This is a genomic window from Idiomarina piscisalsi (assembly GCF_002211765.1).
GTDB classification, from domain to species: Bacteria; Pseudomonadota; Gammaproteobacteria; order Enterobacterales; family Alteromonadaceae; genus Idiomarina; species Idiomarina piscisalsi_A.
On sequence record NZ_CP022133.1, the window covers coordinates 1,407,917 to 1,428,838 of the forward strand.

The 20,922-nt window shown below is 42.4% G+C and carries 17 protein-coding genes; 5 read left to right on the forward strand and 12 right to left on the reverse strand.

The features are described 5' to 3' along the window. The first annotated feature begins 148 nt into the window (after positions 1-148). Positions 149-1,012 (forward strand): phage integrase N-terminal domain-containing protein, encoded by an 864-nt coding sequence (locus CEW91_RS06815; protein ID WP_088768263.1) that lies wholly within the window; start codon positions 149-151, stop codon positions 1,010-1,012. Between the two features lie 162 nt (positions 1,013-1,174). Here CEW91_RS06815 and CEW91_RS06820 read toward each other — a convergent pair whose 3' ends face one another. The 8 genes from CEW91_RS06820 to CEW91_RS06855 all read right to left on the reverse strand — a co-directional run bounded on the left by CEW91_RS06820 (position 1,175) and on the right by CEW91_RS06855 (position 8,889). Further along, the gene (locus CEW91_RS06820; protein WP_088768264.1) at positions 1,175-2,137 is read right to left on the reverse strand and encodes a hypothetical protein; all 963 of its coding nucleotides are present in this window, start codon (positions 2,135-2,137) and stop codon (positions 1,175-1,177) included. A 93-nt stretch (positions 2,138-2,230) separates the two neighbouring features. Then, complete coding sequence (locus CEW91_RS06825) at positions 2,231-3,154, reverse strand: hypothetical protein (RefSeq protein WP_088768265.1); 924 nt, start codon at positions 3,152-3,154, stop codon at positions 2,231-2,233. A 159-nt stretch (positions 3,155-3,313) separates the two neighbouring features. After that, positions 3,314-3,895 carry an SLATT domain-containing protein gene (locus CEW91_RS06830; RefSeq protein WP_088768266.1) on the reverse strand — a complete coding sequence of 194 codons (582 nt, stop codon included), beginning with the start codon at positions 3,893-3,895 and terminating at the stop codon, positions 3,314-3,316. A gap of 8 nt (positions 3,896-3,903) precedes the next feature. Beyond that, positions 3,904-5,193 (reverse strand): nucleotide-binding domain-containing protein, encoded by a 1,290-nt coding sequence (locus tag CEW91_RS06835; RefSeq protein ID WP_088768267.1) that lies wholly within the window; start codon positions 5,191-5,193, stop codon positions 3,904-3,906. 126 nt (positions 5,194-5,319) lie between these two features. Further along, on the reverse strand, positions 5,320-5,841 hold the full coding sequence (locus CEW91_RS12290) for a hypothetical protein (protein ID WP_157776076.1): 522 nt from the start codon (positions 5,839-5,841) through the stop codon (positions 5,320-5,322). 256 nt (positions 5,842-6,097) lie between these two features. After that, complete coding sequence (locus tag CEW91_RS06845; RefSeq protein ID WP_088768269.1) at positions 6,098-7,123, reverse strand: IS110 family transposase; 1,026 nt, start codon at positions 7,121-7,123, stop codon at positions 6,098-6,100. Between the two features lie 511 nt (positions 7,124-7,634). Then, complete coding sequence (locus tag CEW91_RS06850; RefSeq protein WP_157776077.1) at positions 7,635-8,243, reverse strand: SLATT domain-containing protein; 609 nt, start codon at positions 8,241-8,243, stop codon at positions 7,635-7,637. A gap of 127 nt (positions 8,244-8,370) precedes the next feature. Continuing rightward, positions 8,371-8,889 (reverse strand): hypothetical protein, encoded by a 519-nt coding sequence (locus CEW91_RS06855; protein ID WP_088768271.1) that lies wholly within the window; start codon positions 8,887-8,889, stop codon positions 8,371-8,373. 374 nt (positions 8,890-9,263) lie between these two features. On the opposite strand from CEW91_RS06855, the gene CEW91_RS06860 reads away from it, so the two are divergent. From CEW91_RS06860 to CEW91_RS06875, 4 genes are all read left to right on the forward strand, one after another. Further along, positions 9,264-10,205, forward strand: a complete 942-nt coding sequence (locus CEW91_RS06860; protein ID WP_088768272.1) for a GGDEF domain-containing response regulator — start codon at positions 9,264-9,266, stop codon at positions 10,203-10,205. Positions 10,206-10,470: 265 nt separating this feature from the next. Further along, positions 10,471-12,228, forward strand: a complete 1,758-nt coding sequence (locus tag CEW91_RS06865) for a CHASE domain-containing protein (protein ID WP_088768273.1) — start codon at positions 10,471-10,473, stop codon at positions 12,226-12,228. 50 nt (positions 12,229-12,278) lie between these two features. After that, positions 12,279-13,979: a putative bifunctional diguanylate cyclase/phosphodiesterase gene (locus CEW91_RS06870; RefSeq protein ID WP_088768274.1), complete on the forward strand. Its 1,701-nt coding sequence runs from the start codon at positions 12,279-12,281 to the stop codon at positions 13,977-13,979. A 39-nt stretch (positions 13,980-14,018) separates the two neighbouring features. Then, complete coding sequence (locus CEW91_RS06875; protein ID WP_088768275.1) at positions 14,019-15,095, forward strand: sensor histidine kinase; 1,077 nt, start codon at positions 14,019-14,021, stop codon at positions 15,093-15,095. A 534-nt stretch (positions 15,096-15,629) separates the two neighbouring features. Here CEW91_RS06875 and CEW91_RS06880 read toward each other — a convergent pair. The 4 genes from CEW91_RS06880 to CEW91_RS06895 form a co-directional block, all read right to left on the reverse strand. Further along, complete coding sequence (locus tag CEW91_RS06880) at positions 15,630-16,967, reverse strand: tyrosine-type recombinase/integrase (RefSeq protein ID WP_088768276.1); 1,338 nt, start codon at positions 16,965-16,967, stop codon at positions 15,630-15,632. A 263-nt stretch (positions 16,968-17,230) separates the two neighbouring features. Beyond that, positions 17,231-18,268 carry a Fic family protein gene (locus CEW91_RS06885; RefSeq protein WP_088768277.1) on the reverse strand — a complete coding sequence of 346 codons (1,038 nt, stop codon included), beginning with the start codon at positions 18,266-18,268 and terminating at the stop codon, positions 17,231-17,233. Next, positions 18,268-20,316, reverse strand: coding sequence for a sensor domain-containing diguanylate cyclase (locus CEW91_RS06890; protein WP_198400859.1), 2,049 nt, complete (start codon positions 20,314-20,316; stop codon positions 18,268-18,270). The genes CEW91_RS06885 and CEW91_RS06890 overlap by 1 nt, the downstream gene beginning before the upstream one ends. Next, positions 20,300-20,896, reverse strand: a complete 597-nt coding sequence (locus CEW91_RS06895) for a biliverdin-producing heme oxygenase (protein ID WP_198400860.1) — start codon at positions 20,894-20,896, stop codon at positions 20,300-20,302. The genes CEW91_RS06890 and CEW91_RS06895 overlap by 17 nt, the downstream gene beginning before the upstream one ends. Positions 20,897-20,922: the final 26 nt, after the last annotated feature.

Consider the following 20,922-nt stretch of genomic DNA (forward strand, 5'->3'; position numbering starts at 1 on the left):
TATTTCGGCTAGCTAGCCGCTTGAGTAATTACCCCTGTTTATCTTAGATAGCTTTAAAGGTGCGCCTTTATAGCGGGGTTTAAAACTCACCTACTACTGACATTACTCAATATTCGGGCTTTTCTTTCTTTTTTATTTAGGAGCCCATATGAGCAAACTTGGATATACACTGAATCAACTAATAAAAAAGCAGCGAGGCGGATCGTTCGCTACTCGTTCAGCTTCAAAGAGAATTCTAAACTTAGTAGCTAAAGAGCTTATTGAAAAAGGATACAAGATAAAAAGTCCTGATCAGCTCAAACCAAAGCACATAGAATACTTGGTGACTAAGTGGCGTCAAAATGAGCTCTCAGCAGCCACCATAAAAAACAGAATGGCTGAGCTTCGCTGGCTCAGTGCACAAATAGGTAAACCTAATATCGTCCATCGCACGAATGACGCATACTCAATAAGTCGTAGGGTCTTCGTTGGGGCGAATAAAGCGCACAACCTGGACATGTCCAAGCTTCAAAGTATTCAGGATATACCAACAAGATACTCCTTACTGCTCCAATCACACTTTGGACTTCGAAAAGCTGAATGCATCCACTTTAATGCAGCATACGCTGATAAAGAGGAGCACATTTATCTAAAAAGCACATGGACTAAAGGAGGCAAAGCCCGTTCTGTTCCTATAAAAACTCAAGGGCAGCGAGATTTGCTCAACGAAATTAAGGCAAAGTTCGGCTCTAAGTCGCTAATAGCTGACAACCGTAACTTTAAAGAACAAATGAAAGTTTATGAGTACGAAACATGTCGTGTAGGTTTAAATAGAAACCACGGATTACGACACCATTACGCCCAAAATCGATTTGAAGACATTAGCGGCTACAGTTGTCCCCACCGAGGTGGAAAATCCAGACGAGAAATGTCACCGGATGAGAAAGGGGTTGATAACAAATTTCGCAGGCAATTAAGCAGAGAGCTAGGACATGAGCGAATACAGATTACAGCTATGTATATTGGATCGTAAAGCTAAATGAACTTTCAGATTTTTCTCAAAAATTTTTTGTTTCAAAAGGCAGGCAGCTAAAAATAGCTCCCCCTCAAAAAGGTCGTTTTGTGCCACGAACAGACGTTAACGTCTAGCTCACCGGAAAAATTGCTCGCTAAGCGCCAAGTTTTTCCGGTGCAGTTATTTGTTAGGTGATATAGCTTCATAAAAGCTATCTGACATTTGGTTACTATTGTCTACCAGCATCACTCCTGAGTCATCTTTTTTAAGAGCATATTCGATCAAACGAATTCTCTTTGGGCCAACTTTTCCACTGTTAGTTATGTAAGCCCGATATTCTTCATGAAGTTCAACACAAACTGAACGAATATTTTTTTCGTAAAAGTACTTATACTTCGTATGCTTATCAGAGGGGAAGTTATCCCGATAGTGAACATTAAACTCAGGGTAAAAATATTTAATCAAGGTTCCTTCAATTACTGTTTTCCAATCTTCTTTTGGAACGTCCTCTAACAGCCCATTTCCGGGCATCCAGTCACTCCTAGAATCATCACTTGCTATTTCCGGGAGCATCATCACCCTAGCAAACGGTGGCTGAAATGACATTAACTTAACAATTACTTCTTTTTCCGGTCTATTTGATATTATGTCATTTGCGACTTTGCTGATTTTTTCATGCACGTCAAATCTCAGATAAGGTCCGTCTGTAATTTCTGTTTGTCCTATATACATAACTTTAATATTAAGAAGGTCCTCAAGATGTTTGTGCCACCCCATTTCGGAACCAACCATTTCAAGAAATATAAAAACAGTTTCAAACCCTTGTTCACTGCCATTACTATCGTGAATAACAACAGACTTCCCACGGATTTCCATCGAAACTGTGACACCCTCATGAGTAGCCTGCATGAATAGCTCGTATTCTTTCCAATCAAATTCATTTATCTGCTTGGAGACAACAAACCTAATATAGTCCTTTGTGTTAACAACTGATTCTGGCTTTATTCTTAAACGATTAAACTCACACACTTGATAGTGTGTGAAAGGCTTAACTTTATTTATTTCAACTATTTCTTTACGTTTAAGCTGATTGGGCTCGGCCAAACAAATGAAATCCAATACTGTGTTAAATGAAACTAACATGTTTTTCCTTGTTTCAAGTAGATAGCCGTCTAGCGTCTGGCTCAAGCGCTCGTTCTGAGCCAGCGGAACAAACAGGCCCCGCTAACATATTCGTTAAATTGAAAAAAATGATTTCCTATCGCTGGTTTTATGCAAATCGAAATACGCAATATGATGAACTTTGCTTTCCACTTTTTCTGAACATAACTGAAAGGGAAACGGTTCCAAATAAAATTCACCTACAACTCCTGTGAAATCTTTTTCATAACAATCTTGGAGTACCTTTAGGTTCGTGGAAGGGAAGCTGTTTTTGAATTCTTTGTTAAACTCAGGTTGAAAATAACGGATCATAGCTGCCTCATATAGAGAGACCCTTTCCTTCTCATCAGTACCGAAAAGTTTGTCTAATCCTGACCGTATACGCAGGCCTCCGGAATCCTTGATTTCCGCTCTGGGATTGAACTGAGTAACAATTTGATTGTTGGGCTGTACCTGCACTAGCAAAGCCCGCAACTGATATCCATCAGGAACACCGCGTAGCGATATTTTTTGAAGTGTTTCGTGGCTTAATAGTCGATCGAGAGCATTTCTTGAACCGTCTTTTCCGTATGCTTGGCCTATATACTTGACGTTAAATTCCATATTCCTTAGGTGCCCCAATTGAAGCACCACTTGCTCATCGTTAGGCCAAAAAGTGTTTCCTTCTGCGTCCTGAAGAAAAACACGGTCACCATCTTCTTTCAGCTCTGCTCCATGTGGTGCTTGCCATTTTAACTCGTGGTTTTCTCCAAGGACTGAGTAGCTAGTTGTCAAAATATTATCTTCAAGCGACTCTGCCAGCAGGCTTATGGAAGGTGCATAACCGATCATGTAGATGTGGCAAGCGTCGATGATTTCTTTATGCTGTTCGAGCATATCGGACTCATAGATTGCCCATGCAGGAAGGCTAACGTAGCTATATGCGTACATGCTAATGGCATGCTCGACATCAAACTTTCTGTTAGAAAATGGATCGCGTGAGGAGTTTTTATCGGACACTTGCGGACCTTCCTTTCAGAGTTTCTTTTAGAATCCAGTGTATGTTCAATTTAACGCTTGCAGCACACGCGCCCACGGAATGGAACCGAAGACGCAATGTAGTGGGCGTCGCAATGCCTGTACTTGTGATAGCTGCTCAAGGCGAAACCATTTTACAAGTCAGCTTCCCCAACTCAAAAACCATATACTGATTCCCAAACAGATTCCGATCACGAAGACTGATAAGGTCAGGGGAATTTTGTCTCTAAAAAAACTAAATTGTTTTTGCTCATTTACCCAATCTATCTGGTGCTGCCAAAAAAACTTATAATGAGCATACCAATCGCTAAGCATTATTTGTTTACTTTGGCACAATGAATAATATTCAGCCTGAAACGCAGATAATTGATTTTCCAGCTCCGTGATATCTTTTTCATCAGCGCTCTTTGCTTTTCGATAAAGATTTCCAAGTTTATTGTATAGCTTTGTCAATGCTATTCCAGATACCTCATACTCTAACTTATTGCTATCATAAAGTGATATATACAACCCAACGATGCCTAGAATTATAAAAGAAGCGGAAAGAAATTTGGTCGACAAACCATCAAACGCAAGTGCATAAATGCCAAAAGCCATTGAAAAAAAACTTATAAATCCAGGAGTTTTCTCGACTATGTCATATGTGGAAAAATGCTTTTTTGCACCAAACCCAACATTATAACCAGTCTCAGCGATAGCTTTTAATAATTCATCTTTTTTCATAGTTTTTTTCACTGAATGGGAACATCAATTCTGTCTTTGGCTACAACAACACCATTTTTAATAGCATAACACTCTACAACGTGCTCACCTCTAAAGTCTGTACTTTCCTTCCTCTTATTGTAGCCTTCGTCCGAAAAAATTTGACCACGGATGCAATCTTTTCTCTTAGCCTCAGCCCCTCTATTCAAAACCTTCCATTTTATTAAATATGGCTCTGGCACACTACAATACTTCACTGTGAATAGTAATTTTTTATTTGCCAGTAGTGGTATCGCCTTTGCTAGCATGTGTGTTAAATAGTGCTCTCTGAAACCGCGCTGTGAAACTTCGCACTCCAAAGTCATTGAATACCGAATATCGACGGGATATTGGTCTTCAATAAACTGCTCGGTATCACGCCAAGCTTTTTGACTTTTCGCTGCAGATTCTTGAACCTTCTGGGTCTTGCCGGGGAAGGGACGGCCATAAACTTTCTTCCATTTGTTATTGGCGCTATCCGAATCACCGGCTTCGATAGCGCTTAAGCAAAGCTGATATGCTTTTTTAGCTTTCCTTTGAAATTTACTTTTTACTTTGACGTTCTGGCCGCTGCCAAGAGCTTTATAATGGCTTTGATCAGGCAAATCGGACAGGTATTTGAAAAAGTCTCGGCCCATCCAATCATAATACAAGTAACTTCTACCATCGTAGTCAGATGTAGAGTTAAGAAAATTATGTGCTAAAGTATCAATAAGCAGGCCCCCTATTCCTACTCCGTGCTTGTTTTTCCATGCCCTAGCCATCTTACACAATCGCCGTAGATTTCTATTTTTTTGCTCGACGAACTCTTTCATTGCTCGTATTTCTTCGCGAGGCTTGGTGATCGACCAGCGACCACCGTTATACGTATCTGGGTACTTAAAACTTCCATCTTCCTGTTCGAAAACTGGCTGCACTTCTATGTGAAAGTTTTGGTAAGTTGCAGTTACTACCAGCCTATCGACGCGTACATCTGTTTTCGGGTATCTAGCCTTGATCGCATCCTTTGCGTCGGTCAGTAATTTTGATTGGCCGCCACTCTTATATTTATCCCATTGACCTGCTGGCATAATATACAACATATCTAAATCGGAAACGCCTTTAATGGCTGTCCAGCGGCCGTAAGAGCCTACCTGTAAGCTATTGTTGGTCTTTGATTCTGAGTCCCTAAACTTTTTATTGAGACTGGATGTAATTTCACCGTAACGTGAACTGATAGTGTCAGCATTATCAACTCTCAGATTATTCAGAAAATCAGAAAACATTTCAGCTACAGCCATAGAGAACTCTACATTGATATTTAAGAAATTGTTTGGGTCTGACGCTTACATTGAGCCTATAACGCCCCAAACAGAGGCAAATAATTGTTGACTAAAATTAGCGACGCAGGAGCAAAAAGCCAACAATTACTTGCCCTGCTGGTTTGGCTTGTTAACGGTACTACCTGAAGCCTTTGCATTATCTAATAACTTACCTACCAACAGCGCCGACAGGTCAGAAGTAGGATAACCAGGCAACGGACTCTGAACCGAACCGTTATTTGAAGCTCCACTTTTAACATTGAAGGCATCAACAGTTAGTGAAGAAATAATTTGGTCTATAGCTCTTTCATCAAAAGACTGAGCGATATTTAAACGAGCAAATGCCAATTTATAGTGCTCATACTTTGATATTTCGGTTAAATGATACCTGTGAAGAGCCATTAGCACTCCAAAAGCTACAACACAGAATGCAGATAGAGTTAAAGTAGAACTTGTTGATGCCGCATCAGGGCCAACCCCATAGCTGGGGTATATAACCATTCCACCAAAAATTAATGCTGCTAAGGAAAACATGAAGTGCAATTGTGATCTCATTTGATGGTGCTTGAGTCGCTCAGAGCAAAAACCTAAAGCACCATCTATTCCTGATATATTTCCGTTACTCATTTGTACTCCATGGTACTGCTAACATCTATGGACGCTCCCAATTGTGCAAGTAAAATATCGAAGCCAAAAGAGTGTGTTGCAGCCATCTATCCGGGCTCTTGATGTCGATTATTCGACGGCCCCTGACGGTATTCGCGAACTGGGGCCTAATCATTTGAACGCTCTTTTTAGAGCTATGTTAGGTTCAGGTTTACCCAGTGACGATGTCATCTCTTTGCCTTCTACTTTTTACCTGCGCAACACGGTTGCGAGCTGTTTAACAGGAGTATGACTCCTGATACTTTGTTCCTTTACTTAATAACGCCCACACAATTCTTGCTAATTTATTGGCCAGCGCCACTATCACAACATTCTTATGTCGTCGGCAGAGTAAATCTCTGAGCCACCGGCTTACTGTGCGTTTCGGGTTCAAGTGACGGATAACCGCTCTGGCACCGTGTATCAACATACTGCGTAGGTAACTATCACCGCGCTTACTGATGCCCTGTAGTTTGCTTTTACCACCACTCGAATGCTGTTTAGGTACAAGACCTAACCAGGCAGCGAACGCTCTGCCGTTACTAAAACTCTTAATATCACCGAAACTGGCCACCAGCGCGGACGCCGTTAACGGGCCGATACCCGGCACTTCACCCAGTCTTTTACAATCTTCCGCGCTACTGGAGTTTCCGTGAATTTCTGACTCCAGAAGCGCTATGTGCTCGTCCGTTTCCCAAAGCCTAGAAACCATCACATGAATATGCCGTCGCAATAGCTCGGGGAGTTGTGATTCAACGGCGCCATATTCTTCTTTAAGCCAACTCCTGAACTTATGAAGACCGACTGGTGCTATCACGCCGAACTCACCCATCATTGCACGTAGCCGGTTAACCAGCGATGTTCGATCCCGAACCAATCCTCTTCTGTCACGATGCAGAAGCATAAGAGCTTGCTGCTCAACTGATTTTATCGCGACAAAACGCATGCTGGGTCGCACGACCGCTTCACAAATAGCATCCGCATCAGTTGCGTCGTTTTTATTCGTCTTCACATAAGGCTTAACGTACTGCGGCGGCATAAGTTTAACTTCATGCCCTAACTGCTCTATCTCTCTCGCCCAATAGTGAGAACTACTGCATGCTTCCATTCCTACAATACATTTGGGAATATTAGCCAGCATAGGTAAAATCTTAGCTCTACTAACCGAACGGTTGAACAAGCGCTTACCCGAATTATTAGCGGCGCAGACCTGAAACACGTTCTTAGCTAAATCAATTCCAATTACCGATATAACTTTGTCCATTTCGCTCTCCTCAAAACCCTGTTCTTAACGGAACAAGTTTAGTGGACTTTTAGAGGGGAGCGTCCATACCATTATTTGTATATTGCGCGTGCCCACTTTGTCACCCATTAAATTGGTCGGTACCTAGCTTTAAGTTACTGAGCTAAAAAGATTCCAACCATGAAACGCCATAAATCAGCAAAACTAATTTGAGCATGATCAACTAAACTCTAACAAGCGCAGACTACCCAACTGTGATTTTTTATAATGTCATTGACAGTAAACGACTTAAATACATAGCACAATAACAAAACGCGCAATATTGCAGAGATAAGTATGCCATTCCTGATTCTCACCTCCCGCTCTTACTAATAAGAGAGAGGTGAATAAACAGTTGAGTTAGGCAAAAATCCTAACCCTAGCTCATCGCGGTCTGACTGCCTAATCCCAAAAGTGAAGGTTATCGCCCGAAATAACCGGTATGGTTCAGCTAATCCGGCGGCATAGGCACTTAGTTTATTGACTTGTTCGATTATGTAAAAACATAGACTAGCCAAACAATTTCCATAATTAGAAGAATAAAATAAATAAAGTACTCAAGGAAGCTGTGGAAAAGCGCTACAGGGACCCTATACCATCGTTTTTGAAATGAATCAGTCCATTGCGCTTTAACATGGTAGTAATCAACTGGCTTGTGGTTATCGTATTTAGCCAGCACACGCTCATACATAGCTTGAAGGTCATCGTAATTCTGTTCGGTATGGAGAGTGGTGTTATCTAAGTTCTTTTTAACCTTCATGAGCAAGCTGTGAAGCTCTCTTCCGCAATCATGGAACTTTTCGGATCGAATACCGAAATCGCTTTTACTTAAAGCTGTGGAAACTACCAAAATAGTAATACTGAAAAATATAGACATGAGATCTAGAGACTGTCCGTTAATGGAAGTGTTTATCTCTAAGGCCCTCACTAATGATACGAAAATAAGTCCCAGCGAAAAAAATATAACAATCGCGAGAGATAAAATATTATGGCGCCGCATGCGATTGCTAGCATTGAATCTACAACTAGCCGTTTTATCTATACGCTTATAAATTTCTTCAAAAGTGTCTTTCAACTGTTTTCCTAAAATATCTAATGACAAAGTACACCCGCGGGTTTGGCATTTTGTGATCTCCAGTTAACCCATTTTAATGGAAACCTAACCTAAGTCATGGTTCCATGACTGGGGGAGAGCTCATGCAGTATAAATCCTAAGAATTTAATTAACGCTATTTCAGCAAATCAGGCCACTTAGATTTATCACTCCCAAAAATTCTCTTAAGTTCTTTTTCCGACTCTTCACTTTGAACTGCCTCGCCTCTCTCTAAAGAGCTTAGATAAAACTCATAGTGCTCGTTCGACTTCCTACTGTAAAGTGCTTCTAGATCAGCAACTTTTTCCCTCTTGGCACACAACCGAACCTTATCAAATATCTCTGAAAGTAAAAGGTGGCAATAAGCGTCTTGAATCATGTCGTTTTGGTGCGAAAATGCCTTTTGACGAACAGCAATAGCCACAGGAATGAGCTTACTTGAAATATACGTTTCTAATTCAGGAAAACGTCCTGCCTTTTGAAAGTAAGGTATGATTTTCACACATATGGCAGAATGATCTAGATTGTAATTGGGTAAATCACCAATCAATTCATCTAAGATCCTAATGGCATTATCAAATTTCTTGTGTCGCGCGAACTCGCTGGCTTCTTTTACTTTAGCCGATAGTTCGATATCCTTTTTACTGTGTTCCATTCAGTAGTATCCTATCGCTGATATTACCATCCGAGTAAAATTAGCCCTCTTGTGCCTGTTAAATAACTTTAATTGAGTTGTTTAACTCTCGCAACAACACTCCATTAAAAGTCCGCCTTGAGCGAGCAGCAGGCTACTCATAGAATCTCAATTTTCTCGGCCCTCCCCTCAAGGGAAACCTTCGATTTTCTTTGTCAGTGTAATTTTTAGCTAAAAATATCGCCCAACTCTTTCCATACGGTCGAAACACTCAACAGGCAATTCAGTTAAATAGTGGGCTGCCCTATCTTTATATTGATTGGAATATCATCTATAGCCTGACTATATTTAATTCACCAGTAAACCTATCGCTATTTGACTGTGGGGAAACTGCCGTGGATAAAATTAATACGCCCGACATAGAGTCTAAACTCAAAGAGGAAATCGATGAAAGTACAGTTTTAGTTGTCGAAGATAATGATGTTGATTTTTCAGTCGTAGACAGGGCGTTAACTGATTACTGCAAGATAGAGCGCTGTCACTCGACCGAGGAGGCTATAAAGAAGGTTTTTAACATTGAACCTCATATAATAATTATCGACTACCACCTTCCCAACAAGAATGGTATCGAGCTGTGTACTGAACTTCGTGACTACAACCGTTTTGAGTCAACTCCTATCCTCATGGTTACAGGTGACGAGCACGCTACTCTCGAGTTGGACTTTTGGAACGCAGGTTGCAGTGACTTTGTGAAAAAACCGTTTAACCCAACAACCTTAATCAAGCGTGTAGAGCATCACCTAAAATATCAAAAAATGCTCGACCGTTATCGCAATGAAGCAATGATTGACTCCCTGACAAAGGTATTCAACCGGCGATACTTAGAATCAGTGACAAAGCAACTTTATGCTCGCCTCGAAAGCCCTCAGGTTTCTGCGTTGATGGTGGATGTGGATTGGTTCAAACGATACAACGATACATACGGTCACCTCGCCGGAGATTCGGTATTGGTGAGAGTGGCCGATGCCCTAACAAAGTGCTTGGAGCGCTCGACAGACTTTGTCACAAGACTCGGCGGAGAGGAGTTTGCCATTGTCCTCCCAAACACTGACGACGTAGGAGCGAATGTGATAGCGAATAGAGTGATAAAATCGGTGGAAAGTTTGAATATAGCTCATAACGAGTCTCCATTTGAAAAAGTAACCGTGTCCGTCGGCGGTGTGACACATCAGCACCCTCCCAAAGACTGGCAAGCGTTAGTTGACGAAGCCGACTCAAATTTATATTTAGCGAAAGGCAATGGACGAAATCAGTTTGTATGTAGTTCATCCATTTGATAGCGGAGGGCTAAGTTTGGAAACTAATTAAGGGTATTGAGGCGCTGCTGATTTGCTAATTTTGACTAAGGAGCGGATAAATCACAGTGAGTGTAAGAACACAAGAATATGAATGAACGCTCATAGAGCGGCGCTCTAGAATGAGACAAGTACTTCTTAAAAATACGTCCTCAGTTTAAAGAGCTTAATTTAATTTTTGATTGCCTAGAAATCTGAGCTTGCTAGATTAGAGCTTTAATCAAATGATTTTCCGATTGAGTCTGCAATGAAAAAGAATATTTTACGTTATCTAGAATGGTACCACTGGTTAGTTGTAGCTCTATCGTTGGCCCTGACTCTCACAGCATGGCAGGTGACAAAAATACAAGCCGAAGAAAAGGCCTATAATCGATTTAAGTTTCAATCAGATCAAGTTATCGAGCTCATAAATGAGCGCATGGCTAAGTATGAAGAAGCCTTGTGGGCAGGTGTCGCCATGTTACACGTAATGCCTGACTCGGTAACACGAGCACAGTGGAACACCTTCGCCGCGTCTTTAAATATTGAGCAGCGGTTTCCTGGCATTAATGGTATTGGCGTTATTCACTATGTTCCCCTAGATAAGCAAGATAGCTATATATCTTGGCAAACACAAAGCTTCGAGGGATTTGCACCGTATCCCGACCATAATCAAAGTGAATGGTGGCCGATATCCTATATTGAGCCAGAGTCAGCAAACTCTAAAGCTGTAGGGCTCGATATGGCACATGAAGAAAACCGCTATACCGCGGCTTTGAAAGCACGATATGAGCGAGTGACTCAGATGACAGGCCCGATAACACTCGTTCAAGACCAAAGAAAAACGCCTGGTTTTTTGCTGTTCGCACCTTGGTATAGCGACTCTATTCCTCCTTACTATGGAGACTCAGAGTCGGGCTTTGCTGGTTTGGTTTATGCTCCGTTTATCGTTGAGAGATTAATGGGGGGGACTTTAAGTAACTTCAACGACTTAATTGGTTTCTCCATCTATGACGGGGAAGACAAGTTGTATGAGGATATCTCAGTCAAAGTTGGTGATTTCAGCCCCATGTTCAGTGAGTCAAGAAACATCGATATGTACGGTAGAACCTGGACATTTAACCTAAGGTCTTCCCCTGAATTTACTTCTCAAACAGAAACTTCAGAGCCCAAACTAATCTTAGTGACAGGTGTCGTTATCGATGTCCTATTAATCGCTTTATTTATTGCTTTATCCCGAACGAAAAATAAGGCAACGGAGTTAGCCGAGCGCACAACTCGACACTTGAAAAAGCGCAAAGATGAGCTAGAAAAAACCAAGAGTAAATTGCTTAAACAAAATGAGGAGCTGGTGGAGGCAAACAAAGAGCTCGATAGATTTGCCTTTGTGGCATCACACGATCTCAAGGCTCCCCTTAGAGGAGTGGCGCAGTTAAGTGAGTGGATTGAAAGTGATAAAGAAAACAGTTTGTCAGCTACATCCAAGGAATACTTCTCTTTATTAAGAAGCCGCATATTGAGACTGGAACGCCTTCTTAATGCACTGCTTCAATATTCTCGGGTCGATAAGAAGCAACAACCTGAAGAGGTTATTGATTTCGAAGCGCTTGTTGAGGAAACATTCAACTTAAATTCGCCTCCGAAAGGTTTTCGACTCGAGCTTGATAGCAATATTGGTGAGCTAGTGACAGATAAAGAGTCATTGAGTCGTGTCTTAGGAAATATTATCAACAACTCGGTCAAACACCACGATAAAGAGAACGGTACCGTGTCGGTATCAAGCACTTATACTGACAAAGGAGTGGAGATTAGGGTGAGCGACGATGGACCTGGAGTTGCAGAAGAGTTTAAGGAAAAGGTATTTGAGCTTTTCCATACATTAAGGCCTAGAGATGAAGTAGAAGGAAGTGGTCTAGGATTAGCAATTGTACGTAAGATAGTGGAGAAAAGAGGCGGTAGCTGCCAAATAGAGCAGAATCTCCCGCGGGGGGTTACCTTCGTGATTCACTGGGTAATCGCTCGTTAATAATCTGACAAAGCCTGTAAGGGATTAACAGAAACAAACAGGAAGAGCACATGAACGTTTTAATCGTAGATGATGATGTCGTCGATCGCATGGCAACGAAAAGAGTTCTACAAGACTCTGCTTTGGCAATTGACTCGATAACTGAGGCGACGACCGCCACCGAGGGGTTGGACTATGCCACAACAGACAATTACGATTTGATACTTCTCGATTACCAACTTCCACCATCGAACGGAATCGAAGTTCTGCGTGAACTCAGGGGAAGCAATGAATCTTCCTCTGCGATTGTCATGGTAAGTCACAGTAACGATGAGGAGTTAGCAGTCCGTTGTGTCGAAGCAGGAGCGCAAGACTTCTTGATGAAGGGAGAGGTTACTGCGTCTCGGTTAAAGCGCTCTATATTGCTGGCTAAAGAGCGCTACGAACTCGAGCAGCAAGTAAAAAAAAGCCACAACCAGTTGAGAAAGCTAGCTGAAGAGGATTCTTTAACCGGGCTTAGTAATCGCTACTACTTTGATGAATCGCTCAAACATGCCATCCCGAGAGCGAAGAGAGAAAACTCTAATCTCGTCTTGATTATGATTGACCTTGATAGATTCAAAAGCATCAACGACACCTTAGGACACTTAGCTGGGGATGAGTTATTAAAGCAAGTTGCTCGAAGGCTCAAAACCCCATTGCGAGCCGATGACAGACTGTGTCGCCTCGGGGGAGATGAATTTGCAATTTTGGTTGAGTCCCTTACCCACGCAAGTCACATTCGTTTGCTGGTCGACCGTCTGTTAGAAACCTTAGCTGAGCCTTTTGTTATTGAGGGGGAAACAATCCGCGTATCCGCGAGTATCGGAGTAGCGACGTTTCCGCTATGTGGCGAAACCGCTGTCGAGCTCATGAAGGGAGCAGATGTTGCGATGTATCGTGCAAAGGAGGCTGGTCGCAACCAGGCTCAGTATTATTCAAGAAACTTTCACGAGCAAATTGAAAAGCGAGCCCGTTTAGAAACAGACTTATCAAAAGCTATTGATGACGACCAATTTATTCTTCACTACCAACCTCAAGTCGATGTCGATGGGAAGCGGCTTGTCGGAATTGAAGCGTTGATTCGGTGGCAACATCCGCAGTTAGGGATGATTTCCCCGGATGAGTTCATTCCAATCGCTGAAGAGTCGAATTTTATTAATGAGCTTGGCCGATGGGTTATCCGTACTGCCTGTGCGCAATTCAGCCATTGGTTGGAGCGTTTTAATACAGCAGAAATTCATTTCTCAGTCGCGGTTAACCTATCAGCTAAGCAATTAAAGGATAAAGGGTTAATAGATTACTGCAGAGATTGTATTGAGCATTACAAGATCCCACCAAAGCGATTTGAACTTGAGCTAACCGAGAGTAACTTAGTGAGCAGCCTTGATGCGGTGGATACGCTCAATGAACTAGCTGAGATAGGCGTCGAGCTTGCATTAGATGACTTTGGTACTGGCTACTCTTCATTATCGCACTTGAAAGCTTACCCTTTCTCGATTTTAAAAATCGATAAGTCATTTGTTCAATCGGCTAAGCCAGGGCAAGATGAGTGCATGCTTAAAGCGGTTTGCGCTTTCGCGAAATCACTTAATTATAAAACGGTGGCTGAGGGCATTGAGACCGAGCAGCAGCACAAACTTTGCGCCGAACTAAATATTGATCGGCTTCAGGGGTATTATTTTGGACGGCCATCGGAAGTCGATGTGATTGAACAAAAATGGTTAGCGTAGGTTGCTTTTAGTTTTCAGATTAAGTGGTGGGCGGCTAATATGGAAGATATTGATACTCTTAATGAGGATCTAGATAGCTCGTCATTTCTCTCTTTGGTGTTTAACACCATTCCGGGGCTGGCGTTCGTAAAAAATGAATCATTTGAAATCGTAAAAGCCAACACGGCTTTTTTGAACCTTTACCCAGACGATGTAAGAGACTCAGTGATTGGCTCAACGACGGTTGAGTCATACTCTAAAGAAGACAGGGACGCATTTCTTCATCATGACAAAATAGCCTTTAAAGATGGCTATAGCGAGACGGTGGAAACAATCTTTTTTCCTGATGGGAAAGTAAGAACACTTTTGACAAAGAAAAAACGATTTAGAGCCGACAGCGGAAAATTTTATATACTTGGCATTGCGACCGATATTACTCGACAAGAAGAGGCCATTCGGCAATTAGAGGAATCTAACAAAGATCTCAAGAGTTTTACTCAAATTGCCTCTCATGATCTAAAAGCACCACTGGCTGCTATAGAACAGGTGGTGACATGGATAAACAACGAATATGCCAGTTCATTTTCCCCCGAAGTAAAAGCGTACTTTGAAATTATCAAAGTTCGAGCAAAAAGACTTCAAAAACTGCTCAATGACTTACTAATGTATAGCACGATGAGCCAGGTATCTCATGACTATGAGACAATCAACCTCAAGGGTTTCGCGAAGGATATCTTGAACATGAGTGCGTCTAACGGGGCATTTACTCTTCATGTTGACGATGAAATTATAAGGATGCCAGTTAAGGAGTTTGAAATAGTGCTCCGCAATTTATTTTCTAATGCGGTGAAACATCATGATACTGGTCAAGGGAATATTTGGTTAACGGTTAAAGATAGTAATCACGGTTATCTATTCACTGTTGCCGACGATGGCCCGGGAATTCCTCAAAAGCATAGCCAGAATATATTTGAAATGTTTTCTCGATTGAAATCTCAGGATGAGGTTGAAGGAAGTGGTATCGGTTTATCAATCGTTAGAAGAATTCTAGAGAAGTTTGGAGGAAGTGTCGAGTTAGCTCCAAGTGACAAGGGAGCTAGATTCGAAATTTATTGGCCTAAAGAAATGGCTGAGTAAAGGAACTACTAGTGTGAACTGAATAGATAGACTAGTATCGACTTCCTAAAGGTGATCCCCATTCAAATACTTATGGTAGAGGCACGCCGATTTTATTAGCGTTTGCAGTAGAGGATAAGGATCTTGCTTTAGTTGACCCAATTATTTATGAGTTTATATGTCCGCTCTTGGCACAAACCGGACTGCCAGACCTAATTAGAGAATAAGAACACCACATAAAATTGAGTATAACCCAAACTTGTCCTATATAAGTTCATGGCATTCCGCCACCTCTTCTATTAGAAGATCATTACTAGAAGGACTTATTCGAATGAGCATAAAACCAGGACCTAAGCCACGGAAAGAGGACAGGACTCGAGATAAAAGGCGTCGTGTAACACCAGAAAATCAACCTAAACACCCTCCCCTGAAACCCCATAAGCATGAAAAATAGAAATAAGTTAAAAGGCTCTTAAACAGAGCCTTTCTCATCGACTTTGAATAGACAATCCAAGTCTTTTGTTGAACCTGCAAAGCTTTTAGCCAAGATCTCAATTAAACCAAATCACTAAAAAGAGATCCCCAATACGACAAAGCCTCTTTCATTTCATCAAAGTAATCATGCTGATCGTACACCCTCTCCATACCACTTAAAGAATGCCCTAATATTTTTTCCGCGCAAGCAGGGCTAAAAGCATTATATCGACCTGATGAACTATCGCTTTTCACTGAAATCAAATGACTACGAATGGAACGCCTTATGTCGTGAGGCTGAAATTCCGGTACCTGAACTTTTCCTTGCTTTCTAATTCGGTTTAAACTTCTATTCAGCGTCTTAGTATCCATATGGCTAATGCTTTTAACCGCTGACACCGAATCTCTTTTTGCAGGGAATACAAATTCGCTTTTGAGTAAAGCACTATGACTTTCCTGATCTCGAAAAGCTTTCAATAGCTCGTCTGACATCGGGACTTTCTGGTAAACAACTTCATCTCTGGTACTGTGTTTTTCATTAACTGCGTACCAAACTCGCTTTTCAAAATCCACATCACTCCATTTAGCTGTTATGGCCGCCCCGCTCCTTACTCCACTTAATAGAATAACCTTAAAACAATTGAAGTTCTGAATTGACATTCCTGCACTTAAAAAGACTTCTAAGGCTGTTCTAAGCTCATCTACGCTTGGCGTTCTGCGTCGCGGAGTGTATTTAGCGTAGGTTGATTTAGACGCACCCTCAAGAGGGTTAAAGTCCATACAGCCTATTGCAACGCCGTAACTAAACATCTGCTTCAACAACGCAAGTGTTTTGCCAGCTTGGCTTTTAGCGCCCCTATCTAATATTGGGCTAAAGACATCTTCATGAAGCTGGTGTCGGGTAATATTAGTAAGTAGTACATGCCCTACTCGTGGCAATATATCCTTATTGAAGCTAGCTTCAACAATCTCTGGACGCTTTCTCCCCAAAATCTTATTTCTGAAAAATTCGGAGTAAAGCTTTCCAACTGTCCAGGCATCACTTCCTGACGATAGCTTTTCTCGTTCAACCTGAATATCAATGCCATTCCTTACTTTCTCCAGGTTTTCTCTAGCCATGCTTTTAGCGGTTTCAATATCAATTTCAGGCATTCCACCTATTCGATAATTAACCGACTTTACTGGTTTCGTTTTCGTTCTGTAGTAAAGGTAGAACGCTTTGGATCTAACACCGTGCTTATTTACTCTGCCGAGTCGAACATGAAATCCGGGGATTTCAGGGTCATTTATTCTGGTTACCTCTTCAGAAACTTTATTCAAAAGGTGCTTAGTCAGTTTCTTAGTTATTGTAGTGGTTTGCGCGGTTGCCGCTAATGACGGAGTAATTTGATTCTCGGAGCTTCTATGTTGCACACCCATTTTAAAATCCTCAAGTTATGTTTCACCTGTGTTGCAACAGTTAATGCGGAGCCTTTCTAAGGGACATTTACCTTAGAATAGAGACAACGTAAAAACCGTTGCAAAGCGAGCAAAAACACTAACTTAATCAGGAGGTTACTTGTAGAGGACAAACTTCTTTAAACTGGGACAATTGAAAAAATTTAATGGGTTTTCACTTGAGAATTGTCATGGGGTGTCAGGGGTCGGAGGTTCAAATCCTCTCACGCCGACCAATTCTTCCTTTAACTGTCTCCCTGAAGCAAGCCCAATTGTTCATTCAATGGCGCAACCACTCGCCAGTATCCGCCTCGTGCTGAGCCAACTCGCTTTAATTGTCCACGAGACTTTAATTTGGCTAGGTGTTTTTCAACGGCACGATCAGAAATTCCGAGTATTTCCGATAATCGTGCGGCACTCCACTCCGGATGCTCCTGCAGTAGTACTAAAATATTTTCGCGTGTGGTGAAATAAGGCTTTATTCCCTTGAAATGCACATTCACCGAACCAATAACCGAACTTAAATCCGAACTTTTTAGTGAACCTGATTGCTCACTTTGATCTTTCGCTGCTTTTTCAACCCCATCAAGAAGTTCATCAAAGGCTTCATCTAAGCGCTGTAATACGAACTCAACCATAATACTGAGATCATTATTACCAATTGACGCTCTCAAACAATCGTAATATTCACCACGCCGCTCTTTCAATTTACTTTCAAAGTTAAGCCAACGCAGCAGAACGTGCCACTGCCCCAGTATTAAACTGACCCAGAGATGACCAATACTGCTATTACCTACCGAAAATGGTTGAATGAATTCATACTGGCGTAAGAATACCGCCGCTTTGACCAGAGGGTGATCATTGGCTTGCTCCAGCCACGCCAATAACGCGCGAAGCTGTCTAGCAACCTGCCCAGCTGGGGCTGTGGTATGAACCAACTTGTTGTACTGGTAAATGCCCATACCTGCAGAGCGATAACGCCCAGCTTCAGGAGAGAACGCGGCATAAATACTCCGGTGAGCGTCTTGAATACTTTCCTCCGAGCTCAGGCGCCAGCGCGAACAGGACTCATAAGCTTCATCTAAGGAAACCCCTGTCAACTGTGAAGCATTCAGGTCCATACCAATAGACGCATTTAGCTTTTTCTGACACGTCGCTTTACTTAATTTTTTCTGTTCAGCACCTGAATACTCAAGCAAGCACTCCAAATACCCTAGTTTATGACTGACTTGCGCCACTAAATTAACGCTTTTTGTCGACAAGACACCTTCAGTATTTACCATTATTCTACCGCCACTACCCTATTTCGCCCATTTTCTTTAGCGTCATACAGGGCATCATCAACGCGTTTAACCAGCGACGCTCTGGACTCGCCGCCTTTATAAAAAGTAACGCCAAAGCTTGCAGTCACGACACCAACATCATCAAAAGTTGCAGCCTCAAGGCGCTGTCGCAGTCGCTCAGCGAGCGCAACAGTGGCTTCTAAATCAGAATGCTTTGCGACAATCATGAATTCCTCACCACCCCAGCGACCAAAGTCATCGGTGTCCCTCAACTCTTTTTCAAGCAGCTTAGATAAGCCTATTAGCACGGCATCGCCGGCATCGTGACCATAATTGTCGTTAACGTCTTTAAAGTTGTCGATATCAAAAAGGATAACACCCAACTCATGGCTGTAACGTTTCGCCGCACTGATTTGCTCATCAAGCACATATTCCATGTGGTAGCGATTCCAAATTTGGGTCAGTGCGTCGGTATGAACCAAGTGCTCCAGTTTGTCATTGGCCGCGCTGAGCTGTTCATTCAATATTTCTACCTCGTAGGCGGATAAGGCGATAGCCAAGTCTTCGGCTAAACTAATGGCCGCTTTTCGTTCACTATCGAGCCACAGCGATGACTGCCCTTTTATGGTTTCTTTCCAGCTTTCAAAAGACGTACGCGGTGACATTACGGCCTTACCTTTATAATGTTCGATCGTGTCTTTATTGGGTCTTCCCGCCCATTCAAGCTCTTCTATTTGCTCTGGGCGAAAGAACATCAACCACCCCTGCTGACTGCTGGACCCAGCCGGCAAAGCGATAGCCATAACCCCTCTCAAAGCGGTTTCTTCAAAGTACTCGGCAACCTCTGAGTCCATTACGTTCCGGGAAACAAAAGTGCCTACCAGCCGACACTTCTTATTCAACCATTTTTTAAATGCCAGAATACGCTCATCCGGCAGTTCAGCACCGCACTTCAGTACGTTATTTCCATAGGCGAGCGCAACGAGGTTCCCCCTAAACAATTCCAGCCATTTGTTGCCTTCTCTTTCAAATAACGCCTTAGGCTCATTAATTTCCTGATTGTCACTAATTAAAGCGCCGCGCGTATTTTCAATGGCTTCGAAAAACGCAGCCGTCTCATATTGCTGCTGTAAAATCAGCCTCTGGCTCGCAAGCGTCACTAACGCCTGCGCTGCATGACGCTGTTGAATATTTAACGGGTGTGCTTCAAGTCCGTGGCAGGACAACAGTCCCCATAATTTTTCTTCCTGAAATATCGCAATCGACAACGAACTGTGAAGCCCCATATTTTGCATATACGTCAGGTGGATCGGTGAAACTGCTCGCAATACTCCTTTGGTTAGATCCAACGACCGTTTATCTTCGTGGGCTATAATACCAGCTGGCTTTTGAGTTGAATTAACAATGCTTCTCAAAGGGTTTTTGCTGTACAGCTCTCGTACCTGCTTGGGTATATCCGACGCAGGAAAGCGTTGATGCAAATAACGACGAATGGTGGACTGCTTGCACAGCTCAGCAATTACCTGACCATTCCACTCTTCATCGAACTTATACACCATCACACGCTCAAAACCGATAATCTCGCCGATACTTTTCGTCAACGCATTTAAAGTCTCATCAAGAGAGTTTGAAAACCGAATTTGCTCCTGATGCGCTTGTAACTCTGACAAGAAACTTGAGCTAAGACGCCCAACTAAAGGCTCAACTTCAACGCATATAGAGTCACCAGAGGCATACATGGTGCAATAAACATCGTTATTATTGATTTCATCGTCAAAACCCACCGAGTCAGAAGCTAACTGACGCAACCTCAATAAGTGCTCTTTCCAACTGGATTTCAGGTAATCGGGCGCACTGTGTCCAAGCAAATGCTCCGCGGAAACTCCCAGAAGCGCTTCAATATTTTCACTGCAATGGGTCAATACCTCAAAATTATTATTGAACGCTAGAAAATAACCGTGCGGTTGAATGGCATCAGGCGTGTGCACTGGCTCAGTCGCACAGTTTTCCATCGCTTGTTGCAGTTGTTCTTTAGTCAGTTCGGTCAATGCCGTACTCCCGGTTAGCGCTGTATAGACCTGTCCCCGTAGAGCTGCATTCGAGCAGTAACTCGAACGCATGAGTTGCTCCTAGGCAAATACTATCAATTGCCTCAGGATTAAATGACTGTTTTTCTAACCACCCAATATAGTCTGACCACGTGTTCTTTCTATAAAAACTAAAGTAGCTCAGGGCGCTGGCTTTAGCAATGAAATCCTGCTTTTGCAGCCGCTTATACAGGAGCTTTCCTCCAAGAGTCGATCCTTCGATAACATAAGCAGCGCCAATCGCCTCGTTATAAGTCAAATCAGTTGGCTCTATTGTCGGATGAATCAAACCATTTAATGACGCTAAATCAGCTTCGACACACCATAGGCGGCGCTGATACCGGTATTTGTTCTCCGATAGATGGAATGCTATTGAGGGTTCAAGCGTTGACAGGAAGTAGTGCAAATTTTTCAATGCGCTGACGTACTGATCGTAACTTACCGTTGCTTTCATTAGGTCACTAAAACCGGATTCTCGTTCAAGCTGACTGTGCAGTTTTTGAGTCTTTGTTCTAAGCTCAGTTAGTACAGGGAATGACACCAGCAACTTCTCCTAATCATTTGGCG

Coding starts and splice junctions, on each gene's coding strand:
- CEW91_RS06815 (WP_088768263.1), top strand. CDS start 149: ATGAGCAAACTTGGATATACACTGAATCAACTAATAAAAAAGCAGCGA.
- CEW91_RS06820 (WP_088768264.1), bottom strand. CDS start 2,137: ATGTTAGTTTCATTTAACACAGTATTGGATTTCATTTGTTTGGCCGAG.
- CEW91_RS06830 (WP_088768266.1), bottom strand. CDS start 3,895: ATGAAAAAAGATGAATTATTAAAAGCTATCGCTGAGACTGGTTATAAT.
- CEW91_RS06835 (WP_088768267.1), bottom strand. CDS start 5,193: ATGGCTGTAGCTGAAATGTTTTCTGATTTTCTGAATAATCTGAGAGTT.
- CEW91_RS12290 (WP_157776076.1), bottom strand. CDS start 5,841: ATGAGTAACGGAAATATATCAGGAATAGATGGTGCTTTAGGTTTTTGC.
- CEW91_RS06845 (WP_088768269.1), bottom strand. CDS start 7,123: ATGGACAAAGTTATATCGGTAATTGGAATTGATTTAGCTAAGAACGTG.
- CEW91_RS06855 (WP_088768271.1), bottom strand. CDS start 8,889: ATGGAACACAGTAAAAAGGATATCGAACTATCGGCTAAAGTAAAAGAA.
- CEW91_RS06865 (WP_088768273.1), top strand. CDS start 10,471: ATGAAAAAGAATATTTTACGTTATCTAGAATGGTACCACTGGTTAGTT.
- CEW91_RS06870 (WP_088768274.1), top strand. CDS start 12,279: ATGAACGTTTTAATCGTAGATGATGATGTCGTCGATCGCATGGCAACG.
- CEW91_RS06875 (WP_088768275.1), top strand. CDS start 14,019: ATGGAAGATATTGATACTCTTAATGAGGATCTAGATAGCTCGTCATTT.
- CEW91_RS06880 (WP_088768276.1), bottom strand. CDS start 16,967: ATGGGTGTGCAACATAGAAGCTCCGAGAATCAAATTACTCCGTCATTA.
- CEW91_RS06885 (WP_088768277.1), bottom strand. CDS start 18,268: ATGGTAAATACTGAAGGTGTCTTGTCGACAAAAAGCGTTAATTTAGTG.